Here is a 15847-nt window from a genome sequence, read left to right as displayed (position 1 = left end):
AGGTCCGCCATGTCCCTGCAGCGCCCCGCCCCCGGCGAACTCGACCCCATCGAAACCGCCAGCCGCGACGAGATCGCCTCGCTGCAGCTGCTGCGCCTGCGCTGGTCGCTGCAGCATGCCTACGACCATGTGCCGCACTACCGCCGCGCCTTCGATGAGAAGGGCGTGCACCCTTCCGACCTGCGCACGCTGTCCGACCTGGCCCGCTTTCCCTTCACCACCAAGAAGGACCTGCGCGAGAACTACCCGTTCGGCATGTTCGCCGTGCCGCGCCAGAAGGTGGCGCGCGTGCATGCCTCCTCGGGCACCACGGGCAAGCCCACGGTCGTGGGCTACACGTTGAATGACATCGACAACTGGGCGAACCTGGTGGCGCGCTCCATCCGCGCGGCGGGCGGGCGGCCTGGCGACATGGTGCATGTGGCCTACGGCTACGGCCTTTTCACGGGCGGCCTGGGCGCCCACTACGGAGCCGAGCGCGCGGGCTGCACCGTGGTGCCCATGTCGGGCGGGCAGACCGAAAAGCAGGTGCAACTGATCCAGGATTTCCGGCCCGACATCATCATGGTCACGCCCAGCTACATGCAGGTGATCGTGGAGGAGATGCAGCGCCAGGGCCTGGACCCGCGCGAGAGCTCGCTCAAGATCGGCATCTTCGGCGCCGAGCCCTGGACCGAGGCCATGCGCCGCGAGATCGAGGGCAAGGCGGGGCTGGACGCCGTGGACATCTACGGCCTGTCCGAAGTCATGGGCCCGGGCGTGGCCAGCGAATGCGTGGAGAGCAAGGACGGGCCGGTGATCTGGGAAGACCATTTCTATCCCGAGATCATCGACCCCGACACGGGCGAGGTGCTGCCCGACGGAAGCGAGGGCGAGCTGGTCTTCACGTCGCTGTCCAAGGAAGCCATGCCCATCATTCGCTACCGCACGCGGGATTTGACGCGGCTTCTTGCGCCGACCTCGCGCAGCTTCCGGCGCATGGGCAAGATCGTGGGGCGCAGCGACGACATGCTCATCATCCGCGGCGTGAACCTGTTTCCCACGCAGATCGAGGAGATCGTTCTGCAGAACGCCCAGCTGTCGGGCCAGTACCAGCTGGTGGTCACGCGCGACGGCAACCTGGACCGGCTGGCCGTGCGCTGCGAGATGCAGCCGGGCACGCAGGGCGACACCGAGGCGCTGGCACTGTGGGTGCAGCAGCGCATCAAGACCCTGGTCGGCGTGAGCGCCGAGGTCGAGGTGCTGCGACCCGATTCCATAGAGCGCACCCTGGTGGGCAAGGCCCGCCGCGTGATCGACCACCGCAGCCGCTGAGCGCGCACAGGAGTCCCATGGCCCGAGGCCGATCTTCCGGATACGACGACCAGCGCGAACTGATCCTGGGCCATGCCGCCGCGCTGTTCGCGCGCAGCGGCTACCCCGGCACTTCGATGAACGAGGTGGCCCAGGCCTGTGGCCTGTCCAAGCCCACCATCTACCACTACTTCCGCGACAAGTACGCGCTGCTGGTGGACATCACCGATGGCCACATGACGCGGCTGCAGGCCCTGGTGGACGAGGTGCAGGCCATGGGCCTGCCGCCCGAGCCGCGGCTGCGCATGCTGATCGAGCGCTTCGTGCAGGAATACGCCCATGCCCGCCATGCCCACCGCGTGCTGACCGAGGACGTGCGCTTCCTGCAGGACGACGACCGCCAGCGCGTGCTGGGCAAGGAGCGCGCCGTGGTCGAAACCTTTGCCCAGGCGGTGGCCCAGCTGCGGCCGGACGCCGATGGCGCGGGCCTGTCCAAGGCGCTGGCCATGCTGCTGTTCGGAATGATGAACTGGATGTTCACCTGGCTGCGGCCCGACGGCTCGCTGGACCACGAGGCCATGGCCCCCGTGGTGGCCGACCTGTTCCTCGGAGGCCTGCCGGCCGTACAGACCCCAGGCAAACCCGGGCATCAAACCGCTGGCAAAAAAATAGTTACCACGGTAAATTGTGGCGCCTGAAGGTGCCACGCCCCATCCAACACAAGGAGACAGACATGAAGCGTTTGACGAAACTGGGCCTGCTGGCCGCGACCCTGGCCACGGTCTGGGGCTCGGCCCTGGCCGACATCAATGTGGGCGTGGTGGTCTCGGCCACCGGACCGGCGGCCTCCCTGGGCATTCCCGAAAAGAACACCGTGGCACTGATGCCGCGCACGGTGGCGGGCCAGAAGGTCAACTACATCATCCTGGACGACGCCTCCGACACCACGGCGGCCGTGGCCAACACGCGCAAGCTGATCAGTGAGAGCAAGGTCGATGTCATCCTGGGCTCCAGCATCACGCCCAACTCGCTGGCCATGGTGGACGTGGTCTCCGAGGCCAAGACGCCCATGATCACGCTGGCGGCCTCGGCCAAGATCGTCGAGCCCATGGATGCCAAGAAGTTCTGGGTCTTCAAGACACCCCAGCACGACGCCATGATGGCCGCCGCCATCGGCGAGCACATGGCCAAGGCCGGCATCAAGACCGTGGGCTACATCGGCTTCAACGACGCCTATGGCGAAAGCTGGCTGCAGGAGTTCCGCAAGGTGGCCGAGGCCAAGGGCATCAAGCTCACTGCCACCGAGGCCTATTCGCGCAGCGATACCTCGGTCACGGGCCAGACGCTCAAGCTCATGTCCGCCAAGCCCGATGCGGTGCTGATCGCAGGCTCGGGCACGCCGGCCGCGCTGCCGCAGAAGTCGCTCAAGGAGCGCGGCTACCAGGGCAAGATCTACCAGACCCACGGCGTGGCCAATGCCGACTTCCTGCGCGTGGGCGGCAAGGATGTGGAAGGCACGCTGCTGCCCGCCGGCCCCGTGCTGGTGGCCCACCAGTTGCCCGACAGCAACCCGGTCAAGAAGTCCGCCGTCTCCTATGTGGAGGCCTACGAGGCCGCCAACGGCAAGGGCACGGCATCGACCTTTGGCGCGCATTCCTGGGATGCGGGCCGCGTGCTCGAAGCGGCGATTCCCGCCGCGCTCAAGAAGGCCCAGCCCGGCACGGCCGAGTTCCGCGCCGCCCTGCGCGATGCGCTGGAGCAGACCAAGGACGTGGCCGGCGCCCACGGCATCTTCAACATGACGCCCACCGACCACCTGGGCCTGGACCAGCGCGCGGCCGTCATGGTCAAGATCGAGAACGGCACCTGGAAGTACCAGCCCTGAACCTGCGGGCCTGAGGCCGCAGCGGCTGCCGCACCTGGCGGCGGCCGCTGTGGCGCTCGGCCGCGCCTGCTCGAAAGTCGATCATGGATCTGCAAATCGCCCTGCTGCTGGGGCAGGACGGCATCGTCAACGGCGCCGTCTACGGCCTGATGGCGCTGGCCCTGGTGCTGGTGTTCTCGGTCACCCGCATCATCTTCATTCCGCAGGGCGAGTTCGTCGCCTTCGGCGCGCTCACCCTGGCCATGATGCAGGCCGGCCGCGTGCCCACCACGCTGTGGCTGCTGCTGGCCCTGGCGGCCGCCGTGCTGGTGGTGGACCTGCTGCGCTGGCGCGCGGGCAGCCAGGTGAGCTGGCCCGCCACCTTCCTGTGGTGCCTGGCGCTGCCGGCCATTGCCGTGGCCCTGGCCTGGGGGCTGCGCCCGTCCTCGCTGATGCTGCAGGCACTGGCCACCCTGGTGCTGATCACGCCCATGGGGCCGCTGCTTTACCGCCTGGCCTACCGGCCGCTGGCCCATGCCTCGGTGCTGATGCTGCTCATCGTCTCGGTGGCCATGCACGGCGTGCTGGTCGGCCTGGGGCTGCTGTTCTTCGGTGCCGAAGGCTCGCGCACCCCCGCGTTTTCCGAGACGCAGCTGCGCCTGGGCGACATCACGATCTCGGGCCAGTCCCTGGTGGTGGTGGGCGTGACCCTGGTGCTGGTGGCCCTGCTGTTCGTGTTCTTCGAGCGCTCCATGATCGGCAAGGCGCTGCGCGCCACGGCCATCAACCGCGTGGGCGCACGCCTCATGGGCATTCCCACGGCCATGGCCGGCGACGTGAGCTTTGCGCTGGCCGCGCTGATCGGCGCCATCTCGGGCCTGCTGATCGCGCCGCTGACCACGGTGTACTACGACACCGGCTTTCTGATCGGCCTCAAGGGCTTCGTGGCCGCCATCGTGGGCGGGCTGGCCAGCTACCCGCTGGCCCTGGCCGGCGCGCTGCTGGTCGGGCTGCTTGAGGCCTTCTCGTCGTTCTGGGCCAGTGCCTACAAGGAGGTGCTGGTGTTCACGCTGATCATCCCGGTGCTGTGGTGGCGATCGCGCAATAGCCACCATGTGGAGGAAGAAGAATGAGCGCCCCCGTTTCCTCGCAGGCCACGGCGCCTGCAAAGGCCGCTTCGGGCGGCATCAGCACGCGCGTGCTCACGGTGGCGGCCATTGCGCTGCTGGCCGCGTCCTGGGGCTTTCTGCCTGATTTCACCGTCGTCATCCTCAGCTACATCGGCCTGTTCGCCATGGTGGCCGCAGGCCTGGTGATGCTGACTGGCGTGGGCGGCATGACCTCGTTCGGCCAGGCGGCCTTCGTGGGCATCGGCGCCTATGCCACGGCCTGGGTGTGCACGGCGCCTGCCTCGGTGGCCGCGCTGGGCGGGCTGGTGGGCGCGGCGGGCCTGCCCTGGGTGGGCCTGGCGCTGGGACTGCTCATCACCTTCGTCGTGGCCTGGCTGCTGGGCGCGGTCACGGTCAAGCTGCAGGGCCACTACCTGCCGCTGTGCACCATCGCCTGGGGGCTGAGCCTGTACTACCTGTTCGGCAACATGGAGTTCCTGGGCGGGCAGACCGGCATCACGGGCATTGCGCCGCTGGTGATCGGCGGCGTCTCGCTGGCCTCGCCGCGCGCCATGGGCGTGGTGATCTGGGCCGTGCTGCTGGTGGCGCTGTGGCTGCTGCACAACCTGCTGGACTCGCGCGAGGGCCGGGCCATCCGCGCGCTGCGCGGCGGCCGCGTCATGGCCGAGTCCATGGGCATCGACACGGCGCACTACCGCGTCAAGCTCTTCGTGCTGGCGGCCCTGCTGGCCACGCTGTCGGGCTGGCTCTACGCCCACATGCAGCGCTTCGTGAGCCCGGCGCCCTTCAACCTGAACGTGGGCATCGAGTACCTGTTCATGGCCGTGGTCGGCGGCGCCGGCCACCTGTGGGGCGCCGTGCTGGGTGCCACGCTGATCACCCTGGTCAAGCAAAAGCTGCAGGACATATTGCCGGCCCTGCTGGGCACCAGCGGCAATTTCGAGGTCATCGTCTTCGGCCTGCTGATGGTGCTGGTGCTGCAGCGCTTTGCAGAAGGCCTGTGGCCCACGCTGCAGGCGCTCACGGCGCGCTGGGTGCGCCGGCCCGTGTCCGACCTGAAGCTGGCGGACGCGGCGCCGCTGGCGCAGCGCGCGCTGCCCGCGGCGGGCCAGGTGCTGCTGGCGGCCGAGCATGTGACCAAGCGCTTTGGCGGCCTGGTGGCCAACAACGATGTGGCCATGACGCTCAAGGCCGGAGAGGTGCATGCGCTGATCGGCCCCAACGGCGCGGGCAAGAGCACTTTCTTCAACATGATCTCGGGCGTGGACTCGCCCACCGAGGGCCAGGTGCGCTTCATGGACCAGGCCATGAACGATGCGCCCTCGCGCCGCTTCGCCGCCCTGGGCCTGGGCCGCACCTTCCAGCATGTGCGTCTGCTGGGCCAGCGCAGCGTGCTGGAGAACGTGGCCGTGGGCGCGCACCGGCGTGCGCACCGGGGCTGGCTGGCCTCCATGCTGCGCCTGGACCGGGCCGAGGAGGCCTCGGTACTGGCCGAGGCGCGCCGCCAGATCGAGCGCTGCGGCCTGGGCGCCTTCGCCGATGTGCCGGCCGCCTCGCTGGCCCTGGGCCAGCAGCGCATCGTGGAGATCGCTCGCGCCCTGGCCGGCCAGCCCGCGGCCCTGCTGCTGGACGAGCCGGCCGCCGGCCTGCGCCACCTGGAAAAACAGGCCCTGGCCGACCTGCTGCGCCAGCTGCGCGGCGAGGGGCTGGGCATTCTCGTCGTGGAGCACGACATGGAGTTCGTCATGAATCTTGCGGACCGCATCACGGTGCTGGAGTTCGGCACCGTGATCGCCGAAGGCACGCCGGCCCAGATCCAGGTCAACCAGCGCGTGCTGGATGCCTACCTGGGCGGCGGCGACGACGACGAGGCAACCGGAGAGACGGCATGAGCGACACCCTTTTGCAGCTCAAGGGCCTGAGCGTGTCCTACGGTCCCGTGGAGGCCGTGCACCAGGTGGATCTGGATGTGCGCAGCGGCGAGATCGTCACCGTCATCGGCCCCAACGGCGCGGGCAAGACCACGCTGCTGTCGGCCGCCATGGGCCTGCTGCCCTCGCGCGGCGAGATCCATCTGGACGGCAAGCGCATCGCACGCCCCGGCGTCGAGGTCATGGTGGCCAACGGCGTGGCCCTGGTGCCCGAAAAGCGCGAGCTGTTCGGCGAGATGTCGGTGGAGGACAACCTGCTGCTGGGCGGCTTCTCGCGCTGGCGCCGAGGCCTGCGCGACCAGGCGCAGCGCATGGACGAGGTCTTTGCCATCTTCCCGCGCCTGAGGGAGCGGCGCCCGCAGATGGCCTCCACCCTGTCGGGCGGCGAGCGCCAGATGCTGGCCATCGGCCGCGCGCTGATGGCACGCCCGCGCCTGCTGCTGCTGGACGAGCCCTCGCTGGGCCTGGCACCGCTGATCGTGCGCGAGGTGCTGCAGGTCGTGGCCGGCCTGCGCGACCACGGCGTCTCGGTGCTGCTGGTCGAGCAGAACGCGCGCGCCGCCCTCAAGGTGGCCGACCGTGCCTACGTGCTGGAGATGGGCGCCGTGGCCCTCAGCGGCGCGGCCAGGGATCTGCTGCACGACCGGCGCATCATCGATACCTATCTGGGGATGGGGCGCAGTGCGCAGGCGGCGGCGGTGGCCTGAGACGCAACCCCCCGCCACAACGAAAAAGGCTGCCGGACCGGCAGCCTTTTTGCATCTGCAGCGTGGCGCTCAATCCAGCTTGATGTTGTTGGCCGAGATCACCCGTCCCCACTTGCTGCGCTCGGCGCGCACGAACTGGCCCATCTGGTCGGCGCTGCCGGGCATGGGTTCCACGCCCATGGCGGCCAGGCGTGCCTTGGTGCGGGTGTCGGCCAGGGCCTGCTGCAGCGACTGGCTGAACTTCTTGACCACCTCGGCCGAGCTGCCCGTGGGCACGACGATGCCCTGCCAGGCATAGCCCTCGAAACCTTTCAGGCCCTGCTCCTGCAGCGTGGCGATCTGGGGCAGAACGTCCACGCGCGCGGGGCTGGCCACGCCGATGGCCTTGAGCTTTTTCTCGCTCAGGAAGGGAATGATGGTGGCGCTGTCGGCCCACATGGCAGGGATCTGGCCGCCGACCACGTCCTGCACGGCTGGGGCGGCGCCACGGTAGGGCACATGGGTCATGTTGCTGATGCCCGCCTGTTCGCGGAACAGTTCGCCCACCAGGTGGTGGGGGCTGCCCAGTCCGGCCGAGCCCCAGCTCACGCCGGTCTTTTGCTGTTTGGCCCAGGCCAGGAATTCGGCGAGGTTGGTGGCGGGCACCTCGTTGTTGACCACCAGCAGCATGGGAAAGCGCACCAGCATGCCCACGGGCTTGAAGTCGCGCTCGGCGTTGTAGTTGAGCTTGCTGAACAGGAAGGGGTTGGCCGCCAGCGTGGCGAAGTCGGCCGTGAACATGAGGTTGCCGTAGTCGCGCGAGCGGGCGCTGTACTCGGCTGCGATGTTGGTGCCCGCGCCGGGCTTGTTGTTGATGACGATGACCCGCTCCATGTTGCGGCCCATGGCCTCGGCGATGACGCGGGCGACCACGTCCGAGCCGCCGCCGGCCGCATAGCCCACGACCCATTCCAGGGGCTTGTCCTGTGCCAGGGCGGCAGGCCCTGCGGCCAGGGCCAGGCCCGAGCAGGCCAGTGCGGCCAGAAACTGCTTGCGTTGCATCCTTGTCTCCATGTTGTATGCGGCGCCCTTGTGAGATGTCCAAGGTGTGAGGCGGGCGCCTTTGTGGGGATGGCAGGCCGCCGCACGGGCGGCGGCGCGCGGCTTCAGGCGGCCGCGTGCACCGGGGCGACCGGCGTCACGGCGCCGCGCTCGGCCGGGTCCGCGCCGGCAGGGGCAAGTCCTGCGCTGGCGCGGGCCAGTTCGAGCGCATGCAGCAAGGTGCCCTGGTGGCCGATGTGGTTGGCCAGCAGCAGCACGAGGCGGGCATTGAGGGCATGGCTTTGCGCGGTATCGAGCCCCTGGTGGGTGGCGATCAGGGCTTCGTAGAAATCGTCGCAGGCCTGCAGGTTGGGGTGGGTGGACAGCAGCATGGCGGTCTCCTGTGGATGGGGCGTAAGAGGTTCAGGCCGTGGCGGCGGCGCCGCAGGCTCTTTGCAGCGCGGCGCGCACGCCGGCTTCGTCGGGGCGGCGCCAGCGCGCGCAGACATGCTGGTCAGGCCGCAGCAGGTAGCTGGTGCCGGGGCGTGCATCCAGGCGTTTGGCCGCCAGGCCGCGCGCATCGATGAGGTCGGCGTCTGGTGCATGGGCCTCTCCCTCGGCCGCGATGGACAGGTTGAGCACGCCGGGCAGCGCCTGCGCCCAGGCCGGCGTGGGGCCGAAGTGCAGCAGCGTGAAGTCCGGTCCCAGTGCGCGCAGCAGCCAGGCCGTGCCGTCTGCGCCGGGCCGGCGCATGGGCGCATCGGCCAGCACGGCGCCGGGCAGCTGCGTTCCGTCGAAGGTGTCGGTGTCAGGCGTGTTGAGCGCGGAGCCATGCAGCGTGGCCGGCACGGACAGCCGCCCGCTGTTGACGATGCGGCGCGCGAATTCATGGTCGCGCGCCAGGTCCAGCACGGCGTCGCGGAACAGGCGGCTGATCTCGCTCTTGGGCGTGATGAAGTCGGTGGCGCGCGTGGAGTTGCGGATGTTCTCGTCGGCCGCGTATTCGCGCTCGGCGCCGTAGGTGGCGATCAGCGAGGCATCGGCCTGGCCGCGCAGCACGCGGTCCAGCTTCCAGGCCAGGTTCTCGGCATCCTGCACGCCGCTGTTGGCGCCGCGTGCGCCAAACGGCGAGACGCCGTGGGCGCTGTCGCCCGCAAAGACCACGCGGCCATGGACGAATCGGTCCATGCGCAGGCAGGCGAAGGTGTAGACGCTGGCCCATTCCAGTTCGAAGGGCGCGTCCTTGCCCAGCAGGGCGCGGATGCGCGGCACGATGTTCTCGGGCTTTTTCTCTTCCTCGGGATCGGCGTCCCAGCCCAGCTGGAAGTCGATGCGCCAGACATCGTCGGGCTGGCGGTGCAGCAGCACGCTCTGGCCCGGGTGGAAGGGCGGGTCGAACCAGAACCAGCGCTCGGTGGGGAATTCGGCATGCATCTTCACGTCGGCGATCAGGAAGCGGTCGCGGAAGATGCGGCCATGGCTTTCCTGGCCCAGCAGGCCACGCAGCGGCGAGCGCGAGCCATCGCAGGCCAGAACCCATTGCGCATCGATGCGGTAGCTGCCGTCAGGCGTCTCCACGGTCAGCAGGGCGCCCTCGGCCTGCGGCTCCAGTGCCGTGACCTTGCTGTGCCAGCGCAGGTCGATCAGCGGGAGCTGCAGGGCTCGCTCGACCAGATAGGCCTCGGCGTAGTACTGCTGCAGGTTGATGAAGGCCGGGCGCTCGTGGCCGTCCTCGGGCAGCAGGTCGAAGCGGTACAGCGGCTGGTCCTTGAAGAAGACCTTGCCCAGGTTCCAGGACACGCCCTTGTCCACCATGGGCTGGCCCACGCCCAGGCGGTCCCAGATCTCCAGCGTGCGCTTGGAAAAGCAGATGGCGCGCGAGCCCGTGGACAGCCGGCAGTCGTTGTCCAGCAGCACCACGCGCTGGCCGCGCTGGGCCAGGTCGATGGCCAGCGACAGGCCTACGGGGCCGGCGCCGACGATGACCACGGGATGCCGGGCGGGCGTGTCCGCACCGGCGTCCTGGTCGGCATGGCGCTCGTAGGGAATGTGGATGGACTGTATGTCTGCGCCGCTGCCGCGCAGCGCTTGCAGGGAGATGGCGGGGTGGGACATGGTGTTCGTCCTCTGGCGTGGGCAGTGTGGAAAAAAGGGCGCAGCCATCCCCGCCGGCGCGCCAGGGCGCCGGTTCACGGACGGGTGCGATGGGCGGGCGTGCCGGTGTTCAGGCCCGGACGCCGCCGTGCATCAGCCTTCGAGCGCCAGCCACATCTGGCGGTCGCGCTCGGCGGTCCAGATGCGCGGGTCGGCGTGGCCCGATGCCTCGTCATAGGCGCGGGTCACATCGAAGGGCATGCAGTGGTTGAAGATCACCCACTGGCCGTACTTGGGCTGCAGCTTGGCGAAGGCGGCCTCGTAGACCTTGCGCAGGTCCTGCTGGGCATCGGCGCCGGCCTTGACCTCGGTCCACAGGTCGCTGATGAAGTCGCGCGTGCCGGCCAGGCCGGCCTGCACCTCGGCCGGCGTCTGCAGCGCGGCGCCCCGGCCGGGCACGAGCTTTTCGGGCTGCAGGGCGGCGATGGCGTCCAGCGTGTGCGGCCAGTCCTGGAAGTAGGCGTCGCCCGCATAGGGCGTGGCGCCGAACTCCACCAGGTCGCCGCTGAACAGCACCTTGTCCTGGGGCAGCCAGACCACGGTGTCGCCCTTGGTGTGGCCGCGGCCCAGCTGCAGGATCTGCACCTCGAGCTTGCCCAGCCACAGCGTCATCTTGCCGGTGAAGGTGAGGGTGGGCCAGGTCATGCCGTCGGGCACGCTTTCCACGTTCTGGAACAGGCGCGGGAAGCGGCCGATCTCGCTGGCCTTGTCCTGCTCGCCGCGCTCCACGATGAGGTCATAGGTGTCCTGGCTGGCGATGATGTGCTCGGCACCTTCCGCGAAGAAGGCCGAGGCGCCCAGCACGCGCACCGCGTGGTAGTGCGACAGCGTGACGTACTTGATGGGCTTGTCGGTGATCTCGCGGATGCGGCGGATCACGTCCTGGGCCATGACGGGCGTGGCCTGGGTGTCGATCACCATCACGGCGTCGTCGCCAATGATGATGCCGGTGTTGGGGTCGCCTTCGGCCGTGTAGGCATAGGCGTGCTCGGAGAGCTTGTCGAAGCTGACCTGCTTGATTTCGAGGTCGGCGGCGGAGGCAAAGGTCTTGGTGGTCATGGGCATCCTGCTTTTGAGATGGACAAATGCATTTGTTTTTATCGAATGCATGAATGCTAGGGAAAAATTCAACATTGAACAATTCATTTGACATAGTGAAAAACCCTCGGAGCCGCAAACTTCGGGTTCCAGCCTTCACAATGCCTGCCATGTCCGATGCCGCCTCCTCCCCGAACGACCCCGTCTTCCCCTCCGACAGCGCCGATGACGAGCCCGCGCGCGGCCCGCGCGGCATCCAGAGCGTGGAGGTCGGCGGCCAGCTGCTCAAGGCGCTGGCGCGCACGGGCCGGCGCATGGCGCTGAAGGATCTGGCGCGCGAGGCCGGCATGACGGCGGCCAAGGCCCATCCCTACCTGGTGAGCTTCTGCAAGCTGGGCCTGATGGAGCAGGACCGCGCCAGCGGCCACTACGGCCTGGGGCCGCTGGCCATACAGATGGGGCTGATCAGCCTGCAGCAGGCCGATCCCGTGCGCCTGGCGATTGCCGAGCTGCCCGCGCTGGCGCAGGAGGTGGGCAGCACGGTGTCGATTGCCATGTGGAGCGGCCAGGGGCCGACCATCATCCGCGTGGAAGAGGGGCCCACCCATGTCTATGTGGCCATGCGCCACGGCACGCCCGCATCGCTGCGCCACACGGCCACGGGCAAGATCTTTGCGGCCTTTGGCGAGCCCGGGCGCATCGCGCCCCTGCTGGACGCGGAAGGCCACAGCCTGGAAGAGCCCGCCTTTGCAAAGGAGCTGGCCGCCATCCGCGCCAGCCGCCTGAGCCGGGTCGAGAACCAGCTGCTGTCAGGCGTGAGCGCGCTGGCCGTGCCGGTGTTCGACGGCTTTGGCCAGCTGGTGCTGGCCATTGCCGCCATCGGCCCTTCGGCCACGCTGGACCTGGACCTGCAAGGCCGGCCGGCCCTGCTGCTGCAGGCCCAGGCGCGCAGCCTGTCCCAGCGCCTGGGAGCGCCGGCCCAGGCCTGAGCCCGTCGCTTGCTGCGGCTCAGTTGGTGAGCAGCAACTGATCCCGGGCAGGCGCACGCCCTTCCAGCGTGAAGCCGGCCACCGTGCGCGACAGGTGGTGGGCCTGCTCGTTGAGCACGGACGATGCGGCGGTGGACTCCTCCACCAGCGCGGCGTTCTGCTGCGTGGCGCGGTCCATGTCGGCCACGGCCTGGTTGATCTGGCCGATGCCCACGCTCTGCTCGGTCATGGCGCCGTTGATCTCGACAATGATCTGGGAGACGCGCTGGATGCCCTCCACGATCTCGCCCATGGTCTGGCCGGCCGCGCGCACGCGGTCCGTGCCCATGGCCACGCTGGCGCCGGAGGCGTCGATCAGGGTCTTGATCTCCTTGGCGGCCGCCGCGCTGCGGTGGGCCAGGCTGCGTACTTCTGCCGCCACCACGGCAAAGCCCCGGCCCTGCTCACCCGCGCGGGCTGCCTCGACGGCGGCATTGAGCGCCAGGATGTTGGTCTGGAAGGCGATGGCGTCGATGACGCCGATGATCTCGCCGATCTTGGACGAGGCCTTGGAGATGTCGTCCATGGTGCTCACGGCGCTGCCCACCACGTCGCCACCCTTGGTGGCCGAGCTGCTGGCCGACTGGGCCAGGCGCGTGGCCATGGCGGCCGCCTCGGCCGACTGGCGCACATTGGCCGTCAGCTGCGACAGCGAGGCCGAGGTCTCCTGCAGGCTGCTGGCCGAGGACTCGGTGCGGTTGGACAGGTCCAGGTTGCCCAGCTTGATCTCGTCGGTGGCGGTCTTCATGGACTCCACGCCGTTGCGCACATCCTTGAGCACGGTGCCGATCTGCTCGACGAAGCCGTTGAAGGACGAGGCGATCTGCGCCACTTCGTCATTGCCCGACACCGGCAGGCGCTGCGTCAGGTCGCCGCCGCCCGAGCCGATCTTGTCCATGGCGTCGCGCACCTGCGACAGGCGCCGGAAGGACTGTGCCGTCAGCGCCGCCGCCACGGCCGTTGCCAGGCAGGCCAGCAGCACGATGGCAATGGCCAGCGTCTTGAGCACGCTTTGCAGGCCGGTCGTGGCCTCGGCCTTGTCCAGCGCCACCACCAGCAGCCAGTCCGTGCCCTGCACGGGGCGGGCCTTGAGCAGCTTGGCGCTGCCGCCCAGGTTCACTTCCAGCGGCGCCGTGGCGCTGGCCAGCGCGGTCAGCGCGGCCGGCGTCAGCAGCTCGGACAGGTCGGAGGTGGGCTTGAGCAGCAGCTTGGCATCGGCATGCGCCAGCACCTGGCCGTCACGGCTGACCACAAAGCCCAGGCTGCCGGGCGTCGGGCGGATGGCCGAGACCACCTCGCGCACGCCCTCCAGCGGCACGGCGCCGCTGATCACGCCCTGCAGCGCGCCGCCGCGCAGCATGGGCGCCACGAAGGCCACATAGGGCACGCCCGTGGTGGAGTCGCCATAGGGCTTGGTCAGCGTCAGCTTGCCGGCCTGCACGGCGCTCTTGTACCAGGGCCGGGCCGTGGGGTCGTAGTCGGGCGGGGTGCTGGTGGTGGACTTGAAGGTCTTGTCCTGCCAGCCCACCGTGGTGATGGGAAAGCCACTGGCCTGACCCATGTGGGCGGCAAAGCCCTGCGGGTCGCCATGCTCGATCACGGCGGCGGCGGCGCTGACGGCGCGTGCCTTGGATGCCACCCACTGGTCGATGGCCATGGTGTTGCCTGCGGTGATGGCATCCAGATCCTGTTCGATGGTCTGGAACGTGCTGCCGCGGACGATGTGGTACGTGGCGGCCCCCGTGATGGCAAGGGCGCCGACCACGGTGGCTGTGCTGATGGCAAGAATCTTGGAGCGAAGGGTCTGGAGCATGGCGCGGCAAGGGAAGACTGAGGACTCCGCAAGCCGCGATGGCCGGGCATGCGGCCCTGTCATTAACGCACAATTTGTTTCATTCTTGACGACATGCCAACCCTGTGGTGGCGTGCACCAACTTGCGTGCAACACCTGTCATAGAGGCATTTGCTGCAGTGCACCATTGCAGTGCGGTGTGACATGTTGCTGTAACGCAACCGTCGCGGGACTTTCATGGCGGCTTTCCACAATGGCGGCACGCAGGCAAACCGAGTGGCACAGGCAGGTCACCGACTGCGTCCAACATGACGAGGAAGGCGGGCATATGGACATTCTTGACACCCTTCGCAACGCGGCGATCGACGTCGCCAAGCCCCCGCTTTCCGCGCTTCTCCAGCCACCCCAGGCCGCAGACAAACCGCTGCGGCTGGACGTGCGCTGGGCCCGGCACCTTGACGAAGTGCGACAGGTGCAGCGCCTGCGCCACGCGGTGTTCGCCGCCGAGATGGGCGCCGTGCTGCAGACGCCGCTGGCCGGACACGACATCGACGCCTTCGACGATTTCTGCGAGCACCTCATGGTCTGCGATGCCGACCGGGGCGTGGTCATCGGCACCTACCGCCTGCTCACCCCCACCCAGGCGCTGCGCGCCGGCGGCTTGTACTCCGACCAGGAATTCGACCTCGCCCCGCTGCACGCCTGGCGCCCGCGCATGGTGGAGCTGGGCCGCAGCTGCGTGCATGCGTCGCACCGCCAGGGTGGCGTGATCCTGGCGCTGTGGGGCGCCCTGGCCGAATTCATGCAGCGCAACCAGCTGGACGCCATGGTCGGCTGCGCCAGCATTCCCATGCAGTACCCGGGCCTGGCCCACGGCGAAGGCCCGGCGCGCGTCTGGCAGCAACTGCGCCAGACCCATCTGGCCGAGCCCGAGCTGCAGGTGCGTCCCCGCGTGGCCCTGCCCGAGGAGCTGGCATCGGTCAGCACCAGCGGCATGAGCGTGGAGCCGCCCGCGCTGATCCAGGGCTATCTGCGCACGGGCGCCAAGGTGCTGGGCGCGCCGGCCTGGGACAGCGACTTCAACACGGCAGACCTGCCCATCATGATGCGCATGCAGGACCTGCCTTCGCGCTACATGCGCCTGTTCACGCGGCGCGGCTGAGGCCGTCCCGGCGCTTGGGGGGAATCGGGGGATTTTCGGAAAGAGAGGGCGGATCCGGCTTCTTGTGCAGTGAGCCGGACCGTGATGTGCATCACAGGGCTGTCACAAAGACCGTGCATGATGCTGGATGTGGGCTGAAGCAGACACCCGGACGGAGGCAGGTAACCTGCACCGGACTGACCGGGCCTTGGTCCACGCCAATTGCAGGCCGCAGCCTTTCAGGGGCTGCGGCCTTTTTCATGGGCAATTCCTGAGCTACCGGGCAGCGGCTGGGGCATCGGCCAGCAGGCGCTGGTGCTCGATCTTCACGCAGCGGTCCTGCACGGTCCACAGGCCCGCAGCGCGGGCCAGTTCCAGGGCTTTGTCGTTGACCACGCCCAATTGCAGCCACAGGCAGCGCGCGCCGATGGCAACGGCCTCGGCGGCCAGCGGCGGGATGTCCTCGCTCTTTCGGAAGCAATCGACCATGTCGATGCGCAGGCCCTGTGCGGCCAGCGCGGCCGCAGCGTCGGCCAGGCTGGCATGGACGGGCTCGCCCAGGATGCGTCCGCCTTCGCGTGCGACCACGGGGTTCACGGGAACGATGCGGTAGCCGTGGCGCTGCATGTACTGCGAGGCCTGGTGGCTGGGCCGGTCGGGCTGCGGCGACAGGCCGACCACGGCCAGGGTGCGGCACTGCACGAGGATGTCACGCAGGCGGGAGTCTGTGGCTGTATCACTCATGCGCC

At 68.9% G+C, this 15847-nt stretch carries 14 protein-coding genes; 8 read left to right on the top strand and 6 right to left on the bottom strand.

Features of this window, described 5'->3' with window-relative positions:
• Positions 1-9: 9 nt before the first annotated feature.
• From paaK to DA1_RS20550, 6 genes are all read left to right on the top strand, one after another.
• On the top strand, positions 10-1314 hold the full coding sequence (paaK, locus tag DA1_RS20575; protein WP_034397983.1) for a phenylacetate--CoA ligase PaaK: 1305 nt from the start codon (positions 10-12) through the stop codon (positions 1312-1314).
• 17 nt (positions 1315-1331) lie between these two features.
• Positions 1332-1991, top strand: coding sequence for a TetR/AcrR family transcriptional regulator (locus tag DA1_RS20570; protein ID WP_034397985.1), 660 nt, complete (start codon positions 1332-1334; stop codon positions 1989-1991).
• 35 nt (positions 1992-2026) lie between these two features.
• Positions 2027-3178 (top strand): ABC transporter substrate-binding protein, encoded by a 1152-nt coding sequence (locus DA1_RS20565; RefSeq protein ID WP_013800322.1) that lies wholly within the window; start codon positions 2027-2029, stop codon positions 3176-3178.
• A gap of 83 nt (positions 3179-3261) precedes the next feature.
• The gene (locus DA1_RS20560; RefSeq protein WP_034397987.1) at positions 3262-4290 is read left to right on the top strand and encodes a branched-chain amino acid ABC transporter permease; all 1029 of its coding nucleotides are present in this window, start codon (positions 3262-3264) and stop codon (positions 4288-4290) included.
• The gene (locus tag DA1_RS20555; protein WP_034397989.1) at positions 4287-6179 is read left to right on the top strand and encodes a branched-chain amino acid ABC transporter ATP-binding protein/permease; all 1893 of its coding nucleotides are present in this window, start codon (positions 4287-4289) and stop codon (positions 6177-6179) included. Before DA1_RS20560 ends, DA1_RS20555 begins: the two co-directional genes overlap by 4 nt.
• Complete coding sequence (locus DA1_RS20550; RefSeq protein ID WP_034397990.1) at positions 6176-6925, top strand: ABC transporter ATP-binding protein; 750 nt, start codon at positions 6176-6178, stop codon at positions 6923-6925. Before DA1_RS20555 ends, DA1_RS20550 begins: the two co-directional genes overlap by 4 nt.
• Before the next feature lie 69 nt (positions 6926-6994).
• Here the strand turns inward: DA1_RS20550 and DA1_RS20545 are convergent, their stop codons facing one another.
• The 4 genes from DA1_RS20545 to DA1_RS20530 form a co-directional block, all read right to left on the bottom strand.
• Positions 6995-7966: a Bug family tripartite tricarboxylate transporter substrate binding protein gene (locus DA1_RS20545; RefSeq protein ID WP_034397991.1), complete on the bottom strand. Its 972-nt coding sequence runs from the start codon at positions 7964-7966 to the stop codon at positions 6995-6997.
• Positions 7967-8070: 104 nt separating this feature from the next.
• Positions 8071-8337, bottom strand: a complete 267-nt coding sequence (locus tag DA1_RS20540) for a DUF2783 domain-containing protein (protein ID WP_013800326.1) — start codon at positions 8335-8337, stop codon at positions 8071-8073.
• Positions 8338-8368: 31 nt separating this feature from the next.
• Positions 8369-10060, bottom strand: a complete 1692-nt coding sequence (locus DA1_RS20535) for an FAD-dependent oxidoreductase (protein WP_034397993.1) — start codon at positions 10058-10060, stop codon at positions 8369-8371.
• A gap of 132 nt (positions 10061-10192) precedes the next feature.
• Positions 10193-11158 (bottom strand): MBL fold metallo-hydrolase, encoded by a 966-nt coding sequence (locus DA1_RS20530; protein WP_034399123.1) that lies wholly within the window; start codon positions 11156-11158, stop codon positions 10193-10195.
• A 149-nt stretch (positions 11159-11307) separates the two neighbouring features.
• On the opposite strand from DA1_RS20530, the gene DA1_RS20525 reads away from it, so the two are divergent.
• The gene (locus tag DA1_RS20525; RefSeq protein WP_174549409.1) at positions 11308-12126 is read left to right on the top strand and encodes an IclR family transcriptional regulator; all 819 of its coding nucleotides are present in this window, start codon (positions 11308-11310) and stop codon (positions 12124-12126) included.
• Positions 12127-12145: 19 nt separating this feature from the next.
• Here the strand turns inward: DA1_RS20525 and DA1_RS20520 are convergent, their stop codons facing one another.
• A complete protein-coding gene (locus tag DA1_RS20520) occupies positions 12146-13978 on the bottom strand; it encodes a methyl-accepting chemotaxis protein (RefSeq protein ID WP_034397996.1) in 1833 nt (610 codons plus the stop codon).
• A 307-nt stretch (positions 13979-14285) separates the two neighbouring features.
• Between DA1_RS20520 and DA1_RS20515 the strand changes: the two genes are divergently transcribed.
• Positions 14286-15119 (top strand): GNAT family N-acetyltransferase, encoded by an 834-nt coding sequence (locus DA1_RS20515; RefSeq protein WP_034399124.1) that lies wholly within the window; start codon positions 14286-14288, stop codon positions 15117-15119.
• A gap of 255 nt (positions 15120-15374) precedes the next feature.
• On the opposite strand, the gene DA1_RS20510 is transcribed toward DA1_RS20515, so the two are convergent.
• A complete protein-coding gene (locus tag DA1_RS20510; RefSeq protein ID WP_034397998.1) occupies positions 15375-15842 on the bottom strand; it encodes a CoA-binding protein in 468 nt (155 codons plus the stop codon).
• Positions 15843-15847: the final 5 nt, after the last annotated feature.

This window comes from Delftia acidovorans NBRC 14950, assembly GCF_001598795.1.
GTDB lineage: Bacteria > Pseudomonadota > Gammaproteobacteria > Burkholderiales > Burkholderiaceae_C > Comamonas > Comamonas acidovorans.
Note: the sequence above shows the minus strand (reverse complement) of the source record. Positions and strands in the feature narration are given on the sequence as shown.

Coding starts and splice junctions, on each gene's coding strand:
- DA1_RS20570 (WP_034397985.1), top strand. CDS start 1,332: ATGGCCCGAGGCCGATCTTCCGGATACGACGACCAGCGCGAACTGATC.
- DA1_RS20535 (WP_034397993.1), bottom strand. CDS start 10,060: ATGTCCCACCCCGCCATCTCCCTGCAAGCGCTGCGCGGCAGCGGCGCA.
- DA1_RS20510 (WP_034397998.1), bottom strand. CDS start 15,842: ATGAGTGATACAGCCACAGACTCCCGCCTGCGTGACATCCTCGTGCAG.
- DA1_RS20530 (WP_034399123.1), bottom strand. CDS start 11,158: ATGACCACCAAGACCTTTGCCTCCGCCGCCGACCTCGAAATCAAGCAG.
- DA1_RS20555 (WP_034397989.1), top strand. CDS start 4,287: ATGAGCGCCCCCGTTTCCTCGCAGGCCACGGCGCCTGCAAAGGCCGCT.
- DA1_RS20560 (WP_034397987.1), top strand. CDS start 3,262: ATGGATCTGCAAATCGCCCTGCTGCTGGGGCAGGACGGCATCGTCAAC.
- DA1_RS20565 (WP_013800322.1), top strand. CDS start 2,027: ATGAAGCGTTTGACGAAACTGGGCCTGCTGGCCGCGACCCTGGCCACG.
- DA1_RS20550 (WP_034397990.1), top strand. CDS start 6,176: ATGAGCGACACCCTTTTGCAGCTCAAGGGCCTGAGCGTGTCCTACGGT.
- DA1_RS20540 (WP_013800326.1), bottom strand. CDS start 8,337: ATGCTGCTGTCCACCCACCCCAACCTGCAGGCCTGCGACGATTTCTAC.
- paaK (WP_034397983.1), top strand. CDS start 10: ATGTCCCTGCAGCGCCCCGCCCCCGGCGAACTCGACCCCATCGAAACC.
- DA1_RS20515 (WP_034399124.1), top strand. CDS start 14,286: ATGGACATTCTTGACACCCTTCGCAACGCGGCGATCGACGTCGCCAAG.
- DA1_RS20520 (WP_034397996.1), bottom strand. CDS start 13,978: ATGCTCCAGACCCTTCGCTCCAAGATTCTTGCCATCAGCACAGCCACC.
- DA1_RS20525 (WP_174549409.1), top strand. CDS start 11,308: ATGTCCGATGCCGCCTCCTCCCCGAACGACCCCGTCTTCCCCTCCGAC.
- DA1_RS20545 (WP_034397991.1), bottom strand. CDS start 7,966: ATGCAACGCAAGCAGTTTCTGGCCGCACTGGCCTGCTCGGGCCTGGCC.